General features: G+C 41.3%; 20 protein-coding genes. 8 read left to right on the top strand and 12 right to left on the bottom strand.

Annotated elements, in window-relative coordinates; genetic code table 11:
• Positions 1-31: 31 nt before the first annotated feature.
• From AC1RRY_RS12815 to AC1RRY_RS12785, 7 genes are all read right to left on the bottom strand, one after another.
• Positions 32-2,413 carry a M1 family metallopeptidase gene (locus tag AC1RRY_RS12815; RefSeq protein WP_492820199.1) on the bottom strand — a complete coding sequence of 794 codons (2,382 nt, stop codon included), beginning with the start codon at positions 2,411-2,413 and terminating at the stop codon, positions 32-34.
• Between the two features lie 101 nt (positions 2,414-2,514).
• Positions 2,515-2,970 (bottom strand): RidA family protein, encoded by a 456-nt coding sequence (locus tag AC1RRY_RS12810; protein WP_492820201.1) that lies wholly within the window; start codon positions 2,968-2,970, stop codon positions 2,515-2,517.
• Between the two features lie 152 nt (positions 2,971-3,122).
• A complete protein-coding gene (locus tag AC1RRY_RS12805; protein WP_492820203.1) occupies positions 3,123-3,317 on the bottom strand; it encodes a hypothetical protein in 195 nt (64 codons plus the stop codon).
• A gap of 135 nt (positions 3,318-3,452) precedes the next feature.
• Positions 3,453-4,244 (bottom strand): LytR/AlgR family response regulator transcription factor, encoded by a 792-nt coding sequence (locus AC1RRY_RS12800; protein ID WP_492820205.1) that lies wholly within the window; start codon positions 4,242-4,244, stop codon positions 3,453-3,455.
• A 22-nt stretch (positions 4,245-4,266) separates the two neighbouring features.
• A complete protein-coding gene (locus tag AC1RRY_RS12795; RefSeq protein ID WP_492820207.1) occupies positions 4,267-6,555 on the bottom strand; it encodes a histidine kinase in 2,289 nt (762 codons plus the stop codon).
• Complete coding sequence (locus tag AC1RRY_RS12790) at positions 6,555-7,133, bottom strand: hypothetical protein (RefSeq protein ID WP_492820209.1); 579 nt, start codon at positions 7,131-7,133, stop codon at positions 6,555-6,557. The genes AC1RRY_RS12795 and AC1RRY_RS12790 overlap by 1 nt, the downstream gene beginning before the upstream one ends.
• A gap of 17 nt (positions 7,134-7,150) precedes the next feature.
• The gene (locus tag AC1RRY_RS12785) at positions 7,151-7,792 is read right to left on the bottom strand and encodes a hypothetical protein (RefSeq protein ID WP_492820211.1); all 642 of its coding nucleotides are present in this window, start codon (positions 7,790-7,792) and stop codon (positions 7,151-7,153) included.
• 181 nt (positions 7,793-7,973) lie between these two features.
• Here AC1RRY_RS12785 and AC1RRY_RS12780 point away from each other — a divergent pair, with 181 nt between their 5' ends.
• The 3 genes from AC1RRY_RS12780 (at position 7,974) to AC1RRY_RS12770 (ending at position 9,781) form a co-directional block, all read left to right on the top strand.
• Complete coding sequence (locus AC1RRY_RS12780; RefSeq protein WP_492820213.1) at positions 7,974-8,657, top strand: helix-turn-helix transcriptional regulator; 684 nt, start codon at positions 7,974-7,976, stop codon at positions 8,655-8,657.
• Positions 8,658-8,749: 92 nt separating this feature from the next.
• On the top strand, positions 8,750-9,244 hold the full coding sequence (locus AC1RRY_RS12775; protein WP_492820215.1) for a DinB family protein: 495 nt from the start codon (positions 8,750-8,752) through the stop codon (positions 9,242-9,244).
• Positions 9,245-9,355: 111 nt separating this feature from the next.
• Positions 9,356-9,781 carry an SRPBCC family protein gene (locus AC1RRY_RS12770; protein ID WP_492820217.1) on the top strand — a complete coding sequence of 142 codons (426 nt, stop codon included), beginning with the start codon at positions 9,356-9,358 and terminating at the stop codon, positions 9,779-9,781.
• A 49-nt stretch (positions 9,782-9,830) separates the two neighbouring features.
• Here AC1RRY_RS12770 and AC1RRY_RS12765 read toward each other — a convergent pair whose 3' ends face one another.
• On the bottom strand, positions 9,831-10,289 hold the full coding sequence (locus AC1RRY_RS12765; protein ID WP_492820219.1) for a DUF1440 domain-containing protein: 459 nt from the start codon (positions 10,287-10,289) through the stop codon (positions 9,831-9,833).
• A 103-nt stretch (positions 10,290-10,392) separates the two neighbouring features.
• Between AC1RRY_RS12765 and AC1RRY_RS12760 the strand changes: the two genes are divergently transcribed.
• Positions 10,393-11,664: a hypothetical protein gene (locus AC1RRY_RS12760; RefSeq protein ID WP_492820221.1), complete on the top strand. Its 1,272-nt coding sequence runs from the start codon at positions 10,393-10,395 to the stop codon at positions 11,662-11,664.
• Positions 11,665-11,788: 124 nt separating this feature from the next.
• Here the strand turns inward: AC1RRY_RS12760 and AC1RRY_RS12755 are convergent, their stop codons facing one another.
• Positions 11,789-13,966 (bottom strand): TonB-dependent receptor, encoded by a 2,178-nt coding sequence (locus tag AC1RRY_RS12755; RefSeq protein WP_492820223.1) that lies wholly within the window; start codon positions 13,964-13,966, stop codon positions 11,789-11,791.
• A gap of 322 nt (positions 13,967-14,288) precedes the next feature.
• Between AC1RRY_RS12755 and AC1RRY_RS12750 the strand changes: the two genes are divergently transcribed.
• The 3 genes from AC1RRY_RS12750 (at position 14,289) to AC1RRY_RS12740 (ending at position 16,998) form a co-directional block, all read left to right on the top strand.
• Positions 14,289-14,669 (top strand): hypothetical protein, encoded by a 381-nt coding sequence (locus AC1RRY_RS12750; protein ID WP_492820225.1) that lies wholly within the window; start codon positions 14,289-14,291, stop codon positions 14,667-14,669.
• A 5-nt stretch (positions 14,670-14,674) separates the two neighbouring features.
• Complete coding sequence (locus tag AC1RRY_RS12745; protein WP_492820227.1) at positions 14,675-15,484, top strand: helix-turn-helix domain-containing protein; 810 nt, start codon at positions 14,675-14,677, stop codon at positions 15,482-15,484.
• Positions 15,485-15,549: 65 nt separating this feature from the next.
• Positions 15,550-16,998 carry an alpha/beta fold hydrolase gene (locus tag AC1RRY_RS12740; RefSeq protein ID WP_492820229.1) on the top strand — a complete coding sequence of 483 codons (1,449 nt, stop codon included), beginning with the start codon at positions 15,550-15,552 and terminating at the stop codon, positions 16,996-16,998.
• A gap of 45 nt (positions 16,999-17,043) precedes the next feature.
• Here AC1RRY_RS12740 and AC1RRY_RS12735 read toward each other — a convergent pair whose 3' ends face one another.
• The 3 genes from AC1RRY_RS12735 to AC1RRY_RS12725 all read right to left on the bottom strand — a co-directional run bounded on the left by AC1RRY_RS12735 (position 17,044) and on the right by AC1RRY_RS12725 (position 19,288).
• Positions 17,044-17,724 carry a carbohydrate-binding family 9-like protein gene (locus AC1RRY_RS12735; protein ID WP_492820231.1) on the bottom strand — a complete coding sequence of 227 codons (681 nt, stop codon included), beginning with the start codon at positions 17,722-17,724 and terminating at the stop codon, positions 17,044-17,046.
• Positions 17,725-17,805: 81 nt separating this feature from the next.
• Entirely contained in the window at positions 17,806-18,528 is a 723-nt protein-coding gene (locus AC1RRY_RS12730) for a YebC/PmpR family DNA-binding transcriptional regulator (RefSeq protein WP_492820233.1), read from the bottom strand.
• A gap of 109 nt (positions 18,529-18,637) precedes the next feature.
• Complete coding sequence (locus tag AC1RRY_RS12725) at positions 18,638-19,288, bottom strand: hypothetical protein (protein ID WP_492820235.1); 651 nt, start codon at positions 19,286-19,288, stop codon at positions 18,638-18,640.
• A 159-nt stretch (positions 19,289-19,447) separates the two neighbouring features.
• Here AC1RRY_RS12725 and AC1RRY_RS12720 point away from each other — a divergent pair, with 159 nt between their 5' ends.
• Positions 19,448-20,773, top strand: a complete 1,326-nt coding sequence (locus AC1RRY_RS12720; RefSeq protein ID WP_492820236.1) for a sensor histidine kinase — start codon at positions 19,448-19,450, stop codon at positions 20,771-20,773.
• The last annotated feature ends 238 nt before the right edge of the window (positions 20,774-21,011 follow it).

Genomic DNA, 21,011 nt, shown 5'->3' with positions numbered 1-21,011 from the left:
GGCTTTACTTTTTATACTTTATGTGTAAGAATTAATTCTTTCCGCTGGTTTGTACACCTGAAGGCTGATTTTGTTTCGCCTGCTGCATAGGGTTTGGCCCTTGCTGAAAGGCCCTTTGTTTAAACGCCTGAAACTTGCTTGGCTGCTCAGGTTCACGTGGAAATGCGTTATTGGCGGTATCGATATCAGCAATTTCATAGAATGGATCAAGGGTAAACTTCTTAACCTTTTTAGTAGTCGGAAGTGTCTTCTTGACTTCCTTATCATTCAATCGCCATATTTCAGCAGGTATTCTCACAATTTCGTGCGTACCATCTTCAAATTCAAGTTTCACAATCACCGGCATAGGCAAACCGCCTTTGTTCTTGATTTTCAGCACGTAGAAATTTTTTCCTTCTGCCAGCATTTTACGCTCATCATCAGATAAACTCGCTTTGTACTGATCCGATTTTTGTTTGTCGGTAGCAGTTACAGCAAATTTATCATAAGAATTATAGAAGTCTTTCATGGTTGAGTCGGCCTCTACCACTGTTTGTTTAATATCTGTTTTGTTACGGATATTGCTCAACGTTTCACGTTTCGCATCAAAATCGGCTTTATCTGCGGCTTTTTTAGCAATCGGATCCTGATTGTCGATTGAGTACCACTCTACCTCGGCCAGATCCTGATCTACAGGTTCAACTCCGTAGAACCAGCCTTTCCAGAACCAGTCCAGGTCAACACCGGAGGCATCTTCCATTGTGCGGAAGAAGTCGGCAGGTTGAGGCGATTTGAAAGCCCAGCGGCGTGCATATTCCTTGAAGGCGTAGTCGAACAATTCGCGACCCATGATAGTCTCACGAAGCATATTCAAGCCCGTAGCGGGTTTAGCATAGGCATTTGGCCCTAATGAGATAACGTTGTCGGAACTCGACATAATAGGCACCTGCTGTGTCTTATCGGTTTTCATATAAGGCACAATGTATTGTGGCTCACCACGGCGCGATGGGAAGTTACGATCCCACTCCTGTTCAGCCAGATACTGACAGAAAGTGTTCAGACCTTCGTCCATCCATGTCCATTGGCGTTCGTCGGTGTTGACAATCATCGGGAAGAAGTTATGACCTACTTCGTGTATAATTACGCCAATCATACCCGCTTTTGTCAGTTCAGAATAAGTGCCGTCTGCTTCTGGACGACCACCGTTGAACGATATCATTGGGTACTCCATACCGCCGCCTGCAGTGGCGTGGCATGAAATAGCTACCGGATAAGGATACTGGATAGTACGGTTACCATAGCTTCTCAAAGTGTGTTCTACCACACGGGTTGAGTATTGCCCCCAAAGTGGATTACCCTCTTTTGAATAGAATGACATCGACCAGATTTTACGACCGTTGTTGTATACATCAGTCTGCATGGCATCCCATATAAATTTACGAGACGATGCAAAAGCGAAGTCGCGCACGTTGGATGCCTTATAAATCCAGGTTTTTTTACCTGTCGGTTTACCTTTTTCAGCGGCTTCTGCTTCTGCCTGTGTAACAATTACAATAGGTGTTTTTGAGTTTTTAGCCTGATCAAAACGCTTTAATTGCGTAGCAGACAATACTTTGTCGTAGTTCTGGCATTCGCCGGTTGCACCCACCACGTGGTCATTTGGTACAGTGATTTCCACTTTATAATCACCAAAAGGAAGTGTAAACTCACCCTGACCCAGAAACTGTTTGTGCTGCCATCCGTTTACGTCGTCATACACAGCCATCCGTGGAAACCAATGTGCAATAAAGTAGTTATAGTTACCATCTTTCGCGAAATATTCCATACCCGAGCGACCATAGTATTCGGTAATGTTATAGTTCCAGTCTACGCGGAAAGAGTACGATTGTCCTGTTTTCAGAGGAGTAGGTATTTCCACTCGCATCATGGTGTTGTTGATGGTGTAAACCAGATTGGCACCGGTTTTGGCATCTTTCACAAGTGTGATTTTGTATCCGTATTCTTTGTTGCTGGCAATAGTGGCTCTCACAGAGCTGGGAGCATTAATGCCCTGAATGGCTCCGAAAGACATCTGGTTTTCTATGCCACCTGTTTTTGTCATGGCATTGATAGATGTTTTTTCGAACAGGTTCTGATCCAGTTGAAGCCAGATATAGCGCAACTCGTCCGGCGATTTATTGGTATACGTAATTACCTCTGTGCCGATTATGCGCTGATTGGCATCATCCAGCTCAACTTTAATATCGTAGTCCGCTTTTTGTTGCCAGTAATCTTTACCCGGTGCACCTGAAGCGGTACGGTAAGTATTAGGCGTTGGGAGTTCGGTACCCATTTGCTCAAAGCGCGTATTCGCGTTGTATTGAGTGGTGGTTGGCATCTGTGCAAATGCAGCAAATCCAGCCAGTAAACAGATAAATAGAATGGTGTTTTTCATGAACATGATGAAGAAATAGAATGAATAACAAAAATAGTTAAAAACCCGAACGGTTCACATTAAAAATGCTCTTTACGGGTGGTTTAAAGATAATATTTGTCTTATTTACGGCGAACCTGAGGTAAAACAGCTATTACGGCAATTTCAATATTGGCGCCACCGGGCAGATTCGCCACGCCAATGGTAGTGCGGGCAGGGTAATTACCGGTGAAATACTTGCCATATAAATCGTTAACCTTAGCAAAATTGCCAATATCCTTCATATAAATGGTAGTATTCACGAGGTCTTCCATTCTGGCTCCGGCGGCTTCTACAATGGCTTTGATGTTTTCCATTATCTGTACCGTTTCGGCTTCTACTCCTCCTTCAACCAGTTTCCGGCTTTCGGGGTTCAGGCCTATTTGTCCGGCAACATACAGCATGCCATTGGCTTTTACACCCTGACTGTAAGGAGCAATGGGTACGGGAGCTTTATCTGTTTTGACAATTTCTTTCTTTTGTGCAAATGCGAGCGTGGAAGAAAGGGCTATAAGTGCGGTAAATAGAAGTTTGTTCATACAGTTTTAATTTGTGCATACAATTTTCTAAATTTTGTATGTAAAATCAAAGCGTATGAATAGCTAAATCTGATTGAGGGATTCAGAGTTGGGTCTTTTTATGGAACTTTCACGGCATTGAGGCGAAAATGTGGATGTAGCGCGTAAATATTCTACGCTTCATCCTTTGTGGCCCTTATGAGACTAATACCTGAAAGGAAAAATATAAAGCCGATAACACCATAAATGATAAGTGCTTTAATGTTTTTGGCACCTCCAGAAGTATTGACAAACAAAACGGCCGAATAAATAAGACCGATTATACCCAATACGGTTAGCAATGAGCCGAAGATTCTTTTAATATTCATACATTTATTTAAGATTTATGTAAACAGACAGTTGTAAAAAACGGTCTTTCTTTAATAAATGTATGAAAAAACTGTGCCACTGCTGATTGAGCAAAACTGACAGCAAATATCGGTTCTGAGCTATCGTCTATCAACTTAGATCTCCATCAACCTTTTCAGATTGTCTCCATAAGTAGAGCCTGTTTCCAATTTTGTGGTTTTACTATCACGCATCACAACCAGATATTTGCCGTTGAAGTACTTCTGCAATTCTTTAATCAGGAATGAATTAACAATGGCTGAGCGACTCACCCGCACGAAGTTATCGGGCAGTTTTTCTTCCAGGCCTGATATGGTATAATTGGTCAAATACTGTTTGCCCTCAGTTGTATTCAAAAACACATATTTGTCTTCTGCCTCAAAGTAACTGATTTCTGTTAGCGGAATAAACAAAATCCTCTCCCCGGATTTCACTGAAATAGAATGAGCTGTGGTCTGTTTCTGAGTTGGCGCCCGCAGTGCATCTTCTTTCACTTTCAGTTGTTCCAGCAGGTGCATCAAGTTATTACTCAGCGAACTATCTTCCTTTTTATCTCCCAGTTTCTTTAGTTTTTCTATGGTTTTTTCCAGCCTTTCGGGTTCAATGGGTTTCAACAGGTAATCAACAGAGTTTTCTTCAAAGGCTCTGATGGCATATTGGTCGTACGCTGTAGAGAAAATAACCATAGGCATATAAGACAGATTTGCCAGCATCTCAAAACCTGTCAGCAATGGCATTTCAATATCGAGAAATATCAAATCAGGCTTCTGTGATTCTATCTTTTCTAATCCTTCCTGCCCGTTATGCGCTTCATCAATGATTTGAATAAAGGCACTATGATTGGCTAATAATCGTTTCAATCGACTGATGGCCAATGGTTCGTCGTCTATTAATATGGTCTTCAACATAATATGCTGCGGTTTTGTCTTTCTAAACTTCTATATTGGTTTTGTCGGTTGCCTCAACCGGAACTCTGATGATAATAGCTTTGAAATCGTTGTTTTGTATTTGTACTCCGGCTTCATTGCCGTAGATTAATTGCAGTTTATCATTGATGCTTTTCAGTCCGTAACCTCCGCTCAAATCTTCTTTGAACGCCGGGCCGTTGTCATGTATCTGAAAAACAATCAGGGTATCATCCTTACTGATTTTTACATCAATAATGCCATGCTCTGGGATTTTGGAAATACCGTGTTTAATAGCGTTTTCAACAACAGGTTGTAACAGAAAGCGCGGTATTTTAATGTTTTCGAGTCCGGGCTCTATATTGATAGCATAATTGAGGCGGTCACCGAAGCGCATCTGCTCGATAGAAAGATAAGATTTTACGATGTCCAGCTCTTCGGCAATGCTATGGAAACTCTGGTCGGAGCGACCCGTAGTGGCTCTGAACAGTTTCGATAGCTGGATGGTCATTTCTTCGGCCTTATCGGGGTTTTCGTGGATAAGCCCAGTAATGCTGTTCAATGAATTATACAGAAAATGCGGATTGATTCGGGCCTCTAATGCGTTCAGTTGTGCTTTGGTTTTTAGTTTTTCAAGATTCAACAGTTGGTATTCCTGTTCCGAAATTTTACGGTCGAGGTCTTTGGATCGTTGCCAGTTATAGAAAAAAATACAAACGGCTATCATCGGGATTAATAAATACAGCGTACCGGGGTTGATGATACCGGGTCCGTCGAACTTCACCGACATGATTTTCCAATAATGTGTCCAGTATCTCCCACCATCGTTTTCCAGCAGATAGAAAGCCTTCTGGAAAAGACGTATCAGCATCAGCATGCAATAGGTGAAAATAACCAGTATGATGTATTTCGACCAGTTTTTGACAAGGAAACGCTCAATGAACAATATAAACAATACCAAACTGACAAAACACGAAAACCCTGTGGTAAGATTGGCCAGAAATACTGCCTTGTTCTGCTCTGCTTCCAGAGAGGTAGGATTCAGCAGCTCCAGGGAAAAATATAAGATGCTGTTGAGTCCATAAATAAAGAACGTAGCAAAAAACAGGGTATATAATAAAAACTTGGGGTTAAGCCTGTTAACGGCATTTTTAAAGCCCGTTCTGAACCTGTTATGGTGCTCTTTATAATAGGGTCTGACAGGCTTGGAAACAGCAGGGACAGGCTCATTGGGAGAAGCCTTCGAACTGACGTCCGGAGCTTTCTCTACATTCAGACTATCTACCCATGTATACTGTTTTTTTTTAAAGTCTGTTTCCGGAAAATGAGGCTCAACTTTGGGGGCATAGATTTTAATATTGCCCCCGAAAGCCTTTAGTTTTACACTTGCACCCCCACCATTGACACTACCTGACAGGAAACCTGTTCTGTTGATGCCTTGAAAACCCTGTAAATGCGGTGCATTTACCGCTGTTCCATCGGCTTCTATTTGTAAGCCCTGGTGTAAAGGCAATTGCGCCTTTATATTGCCACCACTGGTTTCAATCCAGAGATACTCGTTGATTGACACTGCCTGAATACTGATATTGCCGCCCTTGGTAGATGCACCTATATTTCCTTGCATGTTTTCAAGCCGAATATTACCACCGAAGGTATACGTCTTGAACTCGCCCGAAATGTTATAGGCTTTTATATTGCCGCCGCTGGTTTTAGTGTAGAGTTTTCCGGTGAAATTCTCCATTTTGAAATTACCGCCACTTGTAGAGCAGTTAATTTCTCCCTTAGAATTATGTATGAATATGTTTCCACCTGCTGACGAAAGATCGGCCTTGATGTCACAATTAGCCACTTTTATATTTCCTGCCGAAGCCTTTCCCTGAATATCTCCTGTAGTGTTGGCAATTTTTACATCTCCTACTGTGGTGCGTAACATTTGCTTACCACTGATATTATTCAACGAAATATCTCCGACAGTGGTTGTTATAACAGCATTGATGTTCTTAGGCAGAAAGACCCGGAATGAAACTTGAAAGAAACTCAGCCAGTCCCATTTCCAGAAACCGTTGTTGCGGGCAGCAATTCTGAGATGGTCTCCCTGCTGGGTTACATTCACCAGCTCATAACCCACGTCTTGCGATGTAATGCTTTCCTTTCTGAAGAAATTAATAACCAGGCGTTTCGATGCATATATTTCTATTCGGATCTGGTCTTCCTCATGGCCTAGCAGTTCTATATCACCCGTAATGGTTTCAATCTGCAGGTTTCTGATGCCTTCTGCCGGAATCTCCTTTATTTCTGACGGTAAATAATTCATTATTCAATTAGTTTATTTCTTTCTACAATCCACATCACAAAGCGCGTCTCAAAAACAAGCGTAAACGGAATAATAGAAATATTTTTAAGAAGTAACAATACCGGCCATTTAGATGTGGCCGGACTGATTAACTCAGTCGATTTCAGCCATGCCATAAATGAAGTGTATTCAAACAAGGCAAATAGTGCAATATTGATGATACCTGCTATGATAACATAAATGATAAAGTTGACTAAAATAGCCGGAAAGTTATTAGAGAAATTGTACTTAACATTGGCCCATACCTCATACCAATTGTTTGTTTTCAGGCGAAGTATATTCATAAAATTATTGAACCCAGCCTGTAAATATCCCTGACCAATAATTACAAAAATGATTAAAAGCCGCGCTAAGTTGACTAAAATTTCCAGAATACCGTGGGTGGAAGCGGATATTTCTCCGGCACTCCCCTCCTGAACAAACCTGCCTATGCCCGCCATTAAGCCTAGAATAAATATCAGCAGAAAGTTCTTTTTCAGGTCTGTGTCAGTACTTTCGATGAGGTCTGAGTAACCCAATAAAACAAAGCTATCTTTCATAACAATTAAGGTTAGGCTTAATTAGCTTGTGATAATAACCAGTTGGCAGCTCTTTCTCCCCAGTTAGGTGCAATGCTTGAGGCAGGCTTAAATCTGGCAAACTTCTTCAGGGCGTCTTCAAACAGTGGTGCTGATTTTTTCTTGCCGCCACCGTAGGCCTCAGGGGTAAAGAAAATTCCCTGTGCTTCCAACAATTTGGCTCTTGGGTTTTCAGGGTTTAGTTTGTTAGCATTTTGTAAACCCATGCTTACGGCGCCACCATATTTTTGCCAACGGTCTTGCGGGGCTACAGCCATTCTTGCTCCGGCTATATAAGCTTTCAGTACTTCGATTTCATCATTGCCCGGTTGCAGTTTTTCAGCACTTGCCAGAAATTTGTCGGCCTCGTCGAGCAGCAGGTCTTTCTTGTCGGCATCGGGTTCAGCAAAACTCAGGTTGGTCAGGCCATATGCTGCCCAGTAACCGGGTAGCCACTCTTTAGGTTCGGCTGCTGCAATGCGTTCCAGTTGGCTTACCCCCTGTTTAGTATTTTCAATGTTTTCAAACTCGTTGAATAAACTGATAGCGTTTTCCATAGCCGACACATACTCGGCTTTCTGTGCAAAAGTTTCGACGAAAATTAAAGATAAAAAGCTGATAGTTAAAATAATTCGTTTCATTTTTAACGGTGTTTAAATGATAGATAAATGATTGTCTCCGGTTGATGCTTCAAAATTATAGAGTAGTGGAGGCGCACGACAGGAGTTTCTGACAAAGCCCCTGTTTGCGGGAGTGAAATAGGTTTTTGCAGGAGTAAATACTTTACTATTTTTGATGCACAATAAATATCCCCTGAAAGAAATGAATCGAATAGACCGTCTGATGGCTATCGTAACTACGTTGCAGTCAAAAAAATATGTGAGTGCCGAGAGCATTGCCGATAAGTTCGAAATCAGCATACGTACGGTTTACCGCGACATCAAGGCGCTGGCAGAACTGGGCATTCCGGTTGGATTCGAAAATCAGAAGGGGTATTTTGTAGTAGCGGGGTATTTTCTGCCGCCGGTGGCATTCAGTATTGAAGAAGCCAACGCCCTGTTATTAATGGAAAGCGTAGCGATAGGTTTTGCGGATAAGTCAATCAGGAAGCATTATTCGTCGGCTCTGAACAAGGTGAAATCAGTGTTGCGCGCCAGTCAGAAGGAAGAAATGGAGATGCTGACAGACAATATCAAATTGCAGGTACCTCAAAGGCTGAATAATGACTTTGAATACCTGAGCAGCATTCAGAATGCCATTATCGCAAAAAGTATACTTGAAATTGTCTACGTCAATAATAAAGAAGAAACCAGCCACAGACAGGTAGAGGCCATTGGTCTGGTTTTCTATGCCTTCAGCTGGCACATGATTGCCTGGTGTCATCTGCGGGACGAATACCGCGACTTTAAGGTTTCTCGCATTCGTACTATTCATGATACCGGGCAGTCTTTCCGAAAGAAAAATCACATTAATTTAAACGACTATCAGCTTCCGGTTGAGTATTGAATTTTTTTTAAATTTTCAAAAACAGACTGACATAGGGTTGTCAGTGGGGCCTGTTTTCTTTGCATTATCATTCATTTAAACGCAAAAAAACTATGTCTTTCTTTCAACAATTTGCAAAAGAATTTGAGCAGGAAGCTCTGACTACCCGCAAAATGTTAGCCATTGTACCCAACGACAAGTATGACTGGAAACCTCATGAAAAAAGCATGAGCATCAAGCAACTGGCCACGCATATTGGCGAGCTGCCCTCATGGATAAAAATGACCATGACTACCGATGAGCTCGATTTTGCCAGTAATCCATATACCCCTGCGCAGATTAATGACAATACAGATTTAATGGCGTATTTTGAAAACAATCTGAATGAAGGGAGAGAATATCTAAAAGAAGAGTACGAAAACCTGATTGATAAGGACTGGACGCTTCGCAATGGAGAAACCATCTACGATGTGACCCCCAAGAAAGATGTATTGCGTATGTCGCTGAGCCAGATTATTCACCACCGGGCACAGTTGGGCGTATATTTACGATTGTTGAATATCCCTATCCCGGGTAGTTACGGGCCAAGTGCTGATGAGGGTTTCTGATATTGATTGCGTAACATGGAAAAACTTGATTTAAGCAAACAGCGCCGGAAAAACTAAAAACCATATTACGAGAACCAGTAAAAAGAGTTTAACCATTAAACCTATTAAGAGATGACAAATGAAATAAAAAAAACCATTACAGTGAAAGCATCGGCAGCAGCCGTATGGGATGCCTTGACCAACCCTGAGAAAATAAAACAGTATTTGTTCGGCACCGAAACCAAAACTGACTGGCAGGTGGGTAGCCCGATTGTATTCTCAGGCCAATGGGATGACAAACCTTATGAAGACAAGGGAACCATTCTGGCCATTGAGCCGGGTAAATCAGTTACTTATAATTACTGGAGTAACCTGAGCGGAACAGAAGATATACCTGCAAATTATGCAAACATCACCTACACAGTTGAAGAAAAAGGAGAGGAAACCTTATTGACTGTAGCGCAGGATGGTTTCAAAGACGAGGCCGCAGCCGAACGTTCTGAGAATGACTGGGGCTATGTGCTGGAAGAGTTAAGGAAAGTAGCAGAGCAGGGTTGATGAAAAGGGAGAAAGTGCTTCTCCCTTTTTTGTTTTTCACTTCTTGCGTCTATTGAGAAGTATAATATTTATGTGCGTTTGAAGCAATAGGCAGCCCAATCATCAGCATTAATACGAGCATACCGACTATTGCCTGTGTTAAATTAAACGGTCCGGTGGGGACGTTTGATAATGGCACTATTACTCTGTTCATAATTACCCACACAAAAGCCCCGTACAGAATACCCGATAAAACCCGGTTCGCAGCCAGAAAACCGATTTTGGGGTAAATCCAGAAATAAAGAAAAGTAAAAGTATAGGCAATCAGGTAGTGGAACAACAAACCCCAGAAGATCATTGCATTGCCTCCGGTAAAAGCTTCTTTCCCGAATACACCACTGGCAATGTAATGGAAAATCTTATAAGGGATTTTCTGATTCAGAATAGTAGATGAAACAATGGCGCCTATCAGGTCCAGCGTTCCTGCAATAAGACCCGTCTGTAAAATAACTTTGTAATAAGAATTCATCAGAATGAATAGTTGGATTAGGTTGACAACTGCACAAAAAACCGGATTTTCATTGTATTTTTACAATCAAAAGTTGTTCAATCGCCGTTAAAATACATTCAAAATGAATAGGAGGGATGATAAAGCGCTGGTGCAGCAATGTTTATCTGAGCTAAAAGAGCGGATGGGCTATACCGGTCAGTTCCACGTATCGCAACGCGACCTCGAACATCTTTCTGAGCTGATCGAGACCAGGACCGGAATCAACATCAGTCTGTCTACATTGAAACGCATTCTGAACGGACAATTCGACCACCTGCCTCAAACGTCTACACTCAATGCCCTTACTATTTTTATTGGCTATGAAGGATGGTATGATTTCAAAACAAAGAAACTTTCAGCGAATACGACTCCTACCGGTTTTCCACAAGAATTGGCTACACCTGTTAAAAAGAAACTCCCTGTCTGGATTGCCCTGGTTATAGTTATAATCGGAACGGCCATAGCATTGGCCTTAAAAACCCCCTTGTTTGGTTCTGAGAATGCCAATGTTGATTTTGCTGCACGACAAACAGATGCGGAGCAGATACCCAACAGCGTGATATTCAGCTATGATGTCAGTAAAATGGAAGGCGACAGCTTTTATTTTCAGCAGTCGTGGAATGAGAAAACAAGGGTGGGTATTTCGAAAGATAATCATACACTGACCGACATTTATTATGAGCCCGGGTATCACCGCGCCAAACTAATGCTCAATAATAAAGTGTTGAAAGAAGCGGGTGTGCATATTACAGCCAAAGAGTGGTTTTGTTACGCCAAAGCTGACTTTAATACCATTAAGCCGGATTATCTTAACAAGGGAAATGCTGTGCATGATGGGGTATTGGGTGTAACCGACGAAGCCATTGCAGCCAATGGTGTCGATTTTCAGAAAAACCAGATTTATTTCTATACGTTTCACCCGGGATTGATGAATGTGGAAGGAGATAATTTTCGGTACAAAGCCCGCTTGCGTATGCGCAAAACCAAAGAAACCCATTGCCCCTGGATGATGACAGAAGTATTTTGTGAAAACTCTTTTGTGTTTTTTACCAATACCAGTCCGGGCTGTGTCAGCGATATCAATGCTAAAATAAGCGAGCATTCCTTGAGCGGAAAAACCACTGATTTGTCGGCTTTCGGCTGCAATTTAATGGAATGGCAGGAGATTGAAATACTGTCAGCTAATAAAAACGTTATGGTTTATCTGGCAGGTAAAAAGGTTTTTGAACAAGTGTACTCCCAATCTCTGGGGCGTATAGCCGGAATAGGCTTTGCAGCTAACGGCCTGATTGAAGTAGATAAAGTAGTATTAGAGAATTTGAATGGGAAAGTAATTTATGCGAATGAGTTCTAATATTCGTAGAGCCACAGTGCATTGTGGCTTTTGAGTTAGAGAGTTCTTAAATAAGCCAAAGGCAATTATATATTTTGGCGTTGTTCACCCTTTTTCCATTTTCATTCCTCCAACCAAACAATCCCTACAAATTATCCAGATCCGCTTCCTTCGGTTTATTCATTTGTTTCGATAAATTGATGGAAACGCCTACAAAGAAAGTGCGGTACATAGGCGGAATTACCTCAAAGCGTTGCTTGCCATCGACTGAATAGCGATACCCGAATACATTCTTTCGGGCAAAGAGGTTGTCTAATGTGGCATAGAACACCACAAAATTGCCTTTGATAGTGCGTATATGGCTGGCCGATAAACTCACATTCTGATAGGGTCTGGTGTATTCGGGTACAAAAGAAGTAGTGGCGAAATCGTAATTAGGGCGTCCGCTGGTGTGTGTAAAGGTAACACCCACATTGGTACCTATTTTTTCAATGAATTGTTTGTAGACTACACTTACATTGTGTTTGGAAGCAAAGGTCGGCATGGTTTCTTTCAGGTAATTTCTGAACAGACGCTCAGTATCCAGAAATGAATAGGTCAGCCAGAACTCTCCGCTTTTAATACTTTTCTTGTCTCTGTAGAATACGTCGAATCCCTGTGCATAACCTTTACCGGTGTTATCGGTCGGCCCGGTTGGAAACCGATACGGATTCGGGTCATAATAACTGGTATGTTCCAATATCAGATTTTTGTAGTCTTTTCTGAAGCCCTCCATTCTGAAAGTACGGTCGTTTTTGATGATCTGATAATTCAGAATCAGGTGATTGGCCAGTTCATAGTCCAGATTCTGATTGAGGTACAGATAATTTTTTTCCGGAGTCTGGTAGAACTGCCCTGCAGCGAGTGATACCTGGCTGTATTGCCCTGTTTTATAGGCCAACGATACCCGTGGGGCAATGTTAGCTCTGTCAATCACGCTGGTATATTCAGCCCTCATGCCAAACCTGCCTGCCAGTTTGGGAGTAATGTAAAGTTCAGTTTCAGCAAAAGCAGCGCTGTAATTATCACGTAATCCGAAATCATATTGATTGTAGATATTTCCGACTTTTATAGCATGAAACTCAGCACCGAATAAAACCGAACTGGCATTGTTTTTACCAAATAGCCGGGTCAATACTGTTCTTACCTGTGTGCGTTCATCAAGGCGGTCGCCGTCATCCTTGCCTATTTTTATCTGGTCGGTGTTGCGACTATAAGATAAACCTGTCAGTAATATCCATCGGCCTTCATCAAAACTAACCTGATAGGTGCCGTTGGTGAATACATTTTTATTTTTCAGGTTGAATTGATAAAATGAGTCTGTGGATTCATAAGACGGAAAAGAAATAACCGATTGATTATCGGAATAAGTGCCGTATAATTTCAATGTGCTGTTTTTTGTAAGATTCTCATTGATAGTCAATGATGTATTGAACCCTTGTGGTACTTTATCGAATAAGATGTTCGATTTCATCAGGTTAAAGAAAGGAGTCAAGTTAGTGTAATACAATGCACCTGAAATACTACCCTTATGGGTATAAGTGGCACCTAAGCCTGCCATGTTAGCGTTTATATTCCAACCGCTTGCCTCATCGGTTTTATCTTTGGTTTGCAGTAATAGTACCGACGAAAGCGCCTGACCGTATTGTGCTGAATAACCACCGGTGCTAAACGCAGTACCCTTAAACATAAAAGGGGTAAAACGCCCACGTTGGGGAACATCAGGTGTGCTGCTGAAAAACGGGTTCTGCACAATCATGCCATCAATTACGGTTTTGGTTTCATTGGCCGAGCCACCTCTCACAAAAAGCCCTTCCTGTTCGCCTACTCTTTGTGCACCGGGTAATAGCTGCATCACAGCCGTAATATCGGCACCACCTCCGGCCGTTGTTACAATGTCGAGAGGTTTCAGCATCACCATCTTTTTGCTGTCTGAGGCCTCAAATGTTCCGGCAGTAATGGTGACCATATTCAGCACATTCATTGACTCCTGCATTTTAATGCTGATTTCAATAGAGACATTGTTTACTAAAATTTTCTTTTCATAGTTTTCGTACCCAACAAAACTCGCTACAAGAATAACGGTGTCTTTTTTGCCGGTTCTGAAAGAAAAGGCTCCTTCGGTATCGCTGGAAGTGCCGTCATAGCTGCCTTTGATGAAGACATTCGCACCTGGAATGGCCTCTCCTTTTTTGTCGGTTACTTTGCCTTTGATGTTGGTCTGCCCCCACAACTGTGGGATAAGAAACAGAAAAAACAGAATAAAAGGTAATAGCTTGCTCATGTGAATGCGGGTTTAAATGATGAGACAAACCTATCTGAATCAGGCGTAGAAGGGTAGGAATTTCCGACAGACCCGGTTTTTTGAGGAGTAAATTCTGCTTATTGAGCGATGGAAGAATAGGAATATATAAGAAGATTATCTGGTAGTTTACATACCCGTCTATGGGTAAGGCTATAATCTGGACATAATTTTACCGTTTATCAGTCAATAGAGCCGCTTATCAAAATATTTACAATAGCAAGGTACTATGTATAACAATGTATCTTTTATCGCACTATATTTGTTCATCTAAACGATTCCGAACTGTTTTAATCTTACAATTATGAAAAAGCTATTTAATTTATTTTTGAGTATTGCTTCGGGTCTTATACTGTTCACTTCTTGTGAAAACAAAGGAAATACTTCAATTTTGCACAATGAATCGCCCGAATTGTATAAATTCACTGCTGAGTTTCCGAAAAGCAGAACTAAGGAAGTGCAGCGTTATCTGGATAAAAAATTGGAAAACGAGAGCGATTTCTCATTTGAAAATGCCCGCATTGATGGAGATTTGGTACTTGATAATAAAATGGCATTTTATATCAGGATGTATCCGGGTAGTTTGAAAATAGAGTTTGATAAAACCAAAAATTCATACGAGAATTATACGCTTATGAAAAAAATGGGAGATGATTTAGGAAATGTACTTGCCGATAAAGAATAAAATGAATGGTTGAAATTTTTGACAATATTCATAAAATATATCAGTATCAGTCACCGTGTGACGAACTGGTTGATTATATTGAATTTTTTTCAGAATCTTCACCCGCTGCAACCGGCCTGCACCTGGCCGGACAATCGTTTAATGTCCGGCTGTTTCCAAGCTGGACACCCACTTTCTGGTTTAACCTTGGCTCTCCCTATCAGTTACTGATTGGGGATAAACGCCATGCTGTCGGCTCTGGCGATGACGTTTTGCTTTTAAGAAACAGCATTGTTGAAAGATGCAATCTACCTGCCGACCATATCTTTACTGTTAAATTTTCTCCCGGAGGATTCGAAGCTATTTTTGGCATTCAACAAGGCTATTTTCAGAATAAGCTGATTAATCTTTCGTCGTTTATACCCTATTCGCTGATACAGACACTCAAATCCATTGACAATTTTGAGGAAAGGGTAATTTTATTGCAGACCTATTTTCTGAGTACAATGAAACCTCAAAGCAAGCAGGAGCATTATTTCAGAACAGTACAAAAAGCTATAGAGACTTACCATATCAGCAATATGGAATTTAACAGCACTCAGGTGGCAAAAGAGGTTTTTGCGACGGGTAAAACCATTTATCGGTACTTTAGCCAGGTGGTGGGTACCAATCCTAAAAACTATTTTGCTACGGTTCGGGTCAGAACAGCACTTCAAAATTATGTGGCAGATAAGGCCGGATTCAGTCCCTACGATTTCGGCTATTATGATATGAGTCATTTCTATAAAGACGTAGTGAAATTTACAGGCAAAAAACTAATCGACAACCTCGCTTAAATTGTCCATTTTTTACTAAATTCCTTTCCTCAAAGCCGATAGATTTGTTGAAAAAAACAATAACAATGAAAAAGCTTTCAACAATCATCATTAGTCTTGCATTTCTTTCCTGTCATTTCTCATTCGCACAGAAAAAGGCTGTTTACACGCCTAAAATAGAACCATGTCCCTGTGCTTTCAAGGCTGATAGCAGCCTGAAAACTACCTGTGCTTATCTGATTGTGCCAGAAAACAGAAATAAGCCCAACGGTAAAACTATCAAACTCCCTTTTATTATTGCAGAGAGTAATAATCCAAACAAAAAGAAAGACCCAGTGCTTTTTACGGGCGGTGGGCCAGGTGCCAGCTCATTAAGTTTTATTCGCTCTGTACATAACCGTTCTTTGATTAAAGACCGCGATTTTATTACCTTCGAGCAACGGGGTACTCACTTTGCTGTGCCAAATTTAGATTGTAACGATATAGGTGAGGCTCTGAAAAAAGCCTTTATATACAATCTGCCTAAAGACAGTATGATATTGGTAGGAGTAAAACAATGCAAAGCCAAGCTATTGGCACAAGGCATAGATTTAGCAGCCTACAATACTGTTGAGAGTGCAGCAGATATAGAAGATTTGCGTAAAGCTTTAAAAATTGATTCATTAAATCTGTTTGGAGCCTCTTATAGTGGTGGCCTCATGCCAACCGTTCTTAAAAACCATCCATCCGGTATCAGGTCTTTAATTCTGGATTCGCCATTGCCTGAGTTTGTTAATATTGATGAAGAAGAACTGGTCAATTTTAATGAAGCGCTCAACACGGTTCTGACCAAATATGAAGCTGGTAGTGAATTGAAATACGGACTTCTAAAAGATAGATTCAAACAATATTTTACTGCCATTACCGGTAAAGACTTTACGATTAAGTACCTTCCCAAAGAGGCCAAAGACAGTTTGACTATCCATTATTCTCAAAGTGAATTGATAGGCGTGCTATTAAATACACTCTATGATTTCTCGCGCATTAAAGATGTCCCATTCATCGTTTCGGAAATGATAAAAGGGAACCATCAGATATACATAAAAGACTTTTTAGATGGTATTTTCCATGGCGGGGGGCCGTCAGGTATGCGTATGTCGGTATATTGCTCCGATAAAATGGCTTTTGCATGCGATGTCATTATTAAACAGCAATATGAGTTATATCCTTATATGAAAGGAGCAGGGTTTTATATCAATGATGTATACCGAAGCATGTGCGATTGCTGGAAAGTACCTGCCATACCTGCTGCTACCAAACAACCGTTTTACTCTAAAGTGCCGGTATTATTAGGTGCAGGAGATACAGACCCTGCTACCAGGCCTGTGTATAATGACATGCTGTATCATTTCATGCCTAATAGCCAGCGGATACTTTTCAAGGGGAGGTCGCACGGACCTTTGATCAGAAAAGAAGGGAATGATTTTATAAGTCAGTTTCTGGAGAATCCTTATAAAAAGCTGAAGTCAACCAATGAAGAGATTATTGTTTATTAGAAGTATGAAATGGGGTAAATCAGGTAACTTACCCCATTTCTTATTTTATCTCAGATGCAACGCGCCAAAATATTCGGGTCTATGAAATGCCGGGGTTTTACCGCTCATGGTGGGGCTCCAGCACAAGAAATTGCATTCTTTCGGATTACATTTCCAGTCGCCTTTCTTGTGCGATTGAGTCGATACAATTCTATAGAAATTTACCCGGTAGTCTTTTGTATTCCCTGAGCCAATCAGGCTCAGGGGTATCTGTAAAGTGCCGCTCCAGGTTTCATCTCCTGTTTTTATACTGTGTTTAATACCTGCCTTGTCGTAGCCAATCATTTCTGTTGAATTCCCACCGCCATGCCCTTTGGTCGGGTTGTGTATCTTACCTATCCACAAAACATTGTTGGGGTTAATTTCTAACTCCAGATATCGCTCAGGCACTTCGATGCCTTCTGCTATAAACACCTCAAATACTTCCTGATTATATAACTCACTGTTATGCATCTGATAAGTATTTTCTTTCCAGAAGGGATTCTGCAGACATGCGAAGGTTACGTAAAGGTATTGGTCGTCATACTTCAGCTTCACCAATGTTTCCTGCGGAGCAGTTTCTCCCGTGGTTGAATGTCTGAAATATTTCGCGTCAAGGTCTTTCCATTCGTTTTTCGATAAAGAAATGCTGTAATCGGTTGCTGACATAAACAATAACAGAATATAAGGGTAAAGGAAAAGAAACATTGTATAAGCTTAGTAAAGTGGATAAATAAAAACGTCAGAATCCGGAAGATTCTGACGAATATGCATGCACAAAGACTGAGGTCAGGCGATTATCATGTTATGATAAACATTCTGCACGTCGTCATCTTCTTCCAGTTTTTCTATCAGTTTCTCTACATCGGCAGCTTGCTCTTCTGTAATCGTCTTCATGTCTGTCGGTATTCTCTCAAAATCAGCTTGTAATAATTCAAAGCCTTTTTCTTCCAGAAACTTCTGAATAGCACCGAAGGCCGTAAACTCACCATAGATATTGACCTGACCGGTTTCTTCGTCGAGGAACACTTCTTCTGCACCGTAATCAATCAATTCAAATTCCAGTTCTTCTACATCAATTTTATCAGTTTTAGCAATCTTGAAAACTGATTTTTGGTCGAAAATGAAATCAAGCATGCCCGATGTACCCAAACTACCGCCGCATTTGCTAAAATAGCTGCGCACGTTGGCTACCGAGCGGTTGGTGTTGTCGGTGGTACACTCAACCAGTATGGCAATACCATGTTGTGCGTATCCTTCATATACCATTTCTTTGTAGTCTTCCTGATCTTTAGAAGACGCCCGCTTGATGGCATTCTCTACGTTTGCCTTGGGCATATTGGCTGCCTTGGCATTCTGGATGATGGCTCTCAGGCGCGAGTTACTGTTGGGGTCTGGTCCGGCTGATTTTACAGCAATGGCTATATCTTTGCCAATACGGGTAAATGTTTTGGCCATTTGCCCCCAACGTTTCATTTTACGAGCTTTTCTGAATTCAAACGCTCTTCCCATAATATATAAAGTAAATTCTAATTTTTAATAATATTCCAGCCGGAGGTAATTCTACCGGAAGCCGGAAGTTGAGAGCGCGAAATTAGAAAAATTTACTTTAATAATCCACTTATTTTGTTCTGTATGGTAAATGCTTGGCCACTTGTGCTATCAACTGGCTTGTCAGCTGGTGCGGTGTGTCCATCCTGTTATTCGGGCGTTGTTTCAGATTGGTCTTCCACAAAAGCTCACCACTGGCGGCATCATATAGGTTTACGTTGGTTTCCACACCATCATTGCCTCTGTAGGCCGGCATCATAGAGTATCTGTCCTGGCGGCTGATGACAATTTGTAAATCTCCCCATATAACCGCGTCTACACCCAGTATCCGGGCCAGTTGTGCTTTGTCATGCTTGCCGATATCTTCCAGTCTGATACCCCTTTCAGCCAGTATGTTATTAGTTTTTGTGAAATCCTGAAAAGCCAGCTCATACCTGCCTTTTTGTACTTGTCTGGCGGCATAGGCAAATAACTCCTTTTGGGTGTCCAGACTTGCCTCACGCTCCTGCTGGCTGAAAAAACGTTGTGTGCGAGCATTTGGATTTTTATTAACCGGATTTTCGAACTGTACATCAAATGGCAGTATAGCTACCCGCTGATGTGTGGTTCTTGCCTTCGAAAAGTTATCTGAAAGAAAATCTCTTTGCGCAGAACAGGCCGACAGCACCACGGCCAGAAGAATTATAGCTGCGAAATTTTTATTTATGTGTTTGGTTTTCATTTTTTTATTGTTTTACCGAGTATTTAACGAAATTTGAGAAAATTTCTTTTGTGGTGTATCACGATTTTTTAAATCGTAATCTATATTAGGGTATAATAGTTTCAAAAAAGATTAACAGGAGTCGTTGTTTTCATTTCACGCTGACAAGCTTTAAAATTCATGAGGCATTTTGCGATTGGTATCATTCTACGTATTAGTGTTTTAAGTTTAATCCTTTTAGGGCTGGTCTATTTTTTCTTGCAAAACCAATGGTCGGCTGTAGGATTGTTCAGCATATTTGGGGCACTGGTTTTTTTCTGGTTATTTAATTATACCACTACCATCAACCGTAAACTGGCTCGTTTTTTCGAATCGGTGCGGTACTCCGACTTCGCCGTTAAGTTTCGCGCCGATAATAAACTGGGTAAAAGCTTTGAAGAAGTAAACCAGCAATTCAATGGGGTGCTGGAAGCTTTCCGGCAGGCACGTGCTGAAAAAGAAGCCAATCTGCACTATATAAATACTATTGTGCAACACGTAAATGTAGGGCTTTTGTCTTATGATTCCTCAGGCAATATTGAGTTAATCAACAATGCGGCTTTTCGTATCTTGAATATCTATCGGCTTCGTAATATTAGTGAGTTGACAAAAACGGCCCATGCCGAATTGTATGACATCCTGAATAACATTTCATCAGGCAGCAAGGCGCTGTATCAGACATCCAATGAAAAACAGATTTCAATCAATGCAGCTACCGTAAGCCTGAGAGGGCGCGTGATTAAACTGATTTCCCTGCAGAATATTCAATCCGAACTGCAGCAAAAAGAGCTGGAAGCCTGGCAGAACCTGACCAAGGTACTACGCCATGAAATTATGAACTCGGTAACACCGATTGTTTCGCTGGCCAGCACCATGCGTGAAATTATTGAATTGGATCTGAGTAAAGAAGAGGGGATTCAGGAAACAGTCACTGACTTGAAAGAAGCACTCTACACCATAGAAAACAGAAGCAAAGGCATTATGAACTTTGTGAATGCCTACCGTGAGTTTACGAGTATTCCGAAGCCTGAGTTTGAAGACACAACTTCTGTAAATTTGATCAGTCAGGTGTTGAATCTGGTTCAACCGCAACTGAAAGAAAAACAGATAGAGCTTAAAACGGATTTCAAGGAGACTTTTGAACTGCTGGCCGATACCGAGCTGATAGCTATGGTGCTGATAAACATCATTAAAAATGCAGTTGAAGCGGTTGAGTCTCGCCTGAACCCGCAAATCAAAATCAGAACCTACGAGATAGACGAGCAGAAAATAATAGAAATTTCTGATAACGGAAGCGGTATAGAACCTGAGGCTTTGGAGAAGATTTTCATTCCATTTTATACTACCAAAAAGACCGGTTCAGGTATCGGGCTGAGTCTTTCAAGACAAATTATGCAGATGCACGGGGGCAATCTGAAAGTGGCGTCAAAAGTAGGTGAAGGCACCAGATTCCTGATTATATTCTAGGGTGCCGCATGCTGAAACCGATTGACCAGAATAGGGTATTGCTGCGCTGATATCTGCGGTAATCTGTATTTTCTGCAATGAATAACGGTGTAAGAATCTACAAGCTTTAGAAATCAACATGAAGAGAACAATTACCTTATTATTGTAGGCATGACTCTAAACAAAAAACCAGTGAAGTTACCTCCACTGGTTAATATTTTTGTCAGCCTGTTTCAGGGCAACTTATGAAATCGAGCTA

The organism is Emticicia sp. GW821-FHT11C11, from assembly GCF_058808615.1.
The sequence above is the reverse complement of the archived record's forward strand: the minus strand, read 5'-3'. Positions and strand labels throughout refer to the sequence as shown.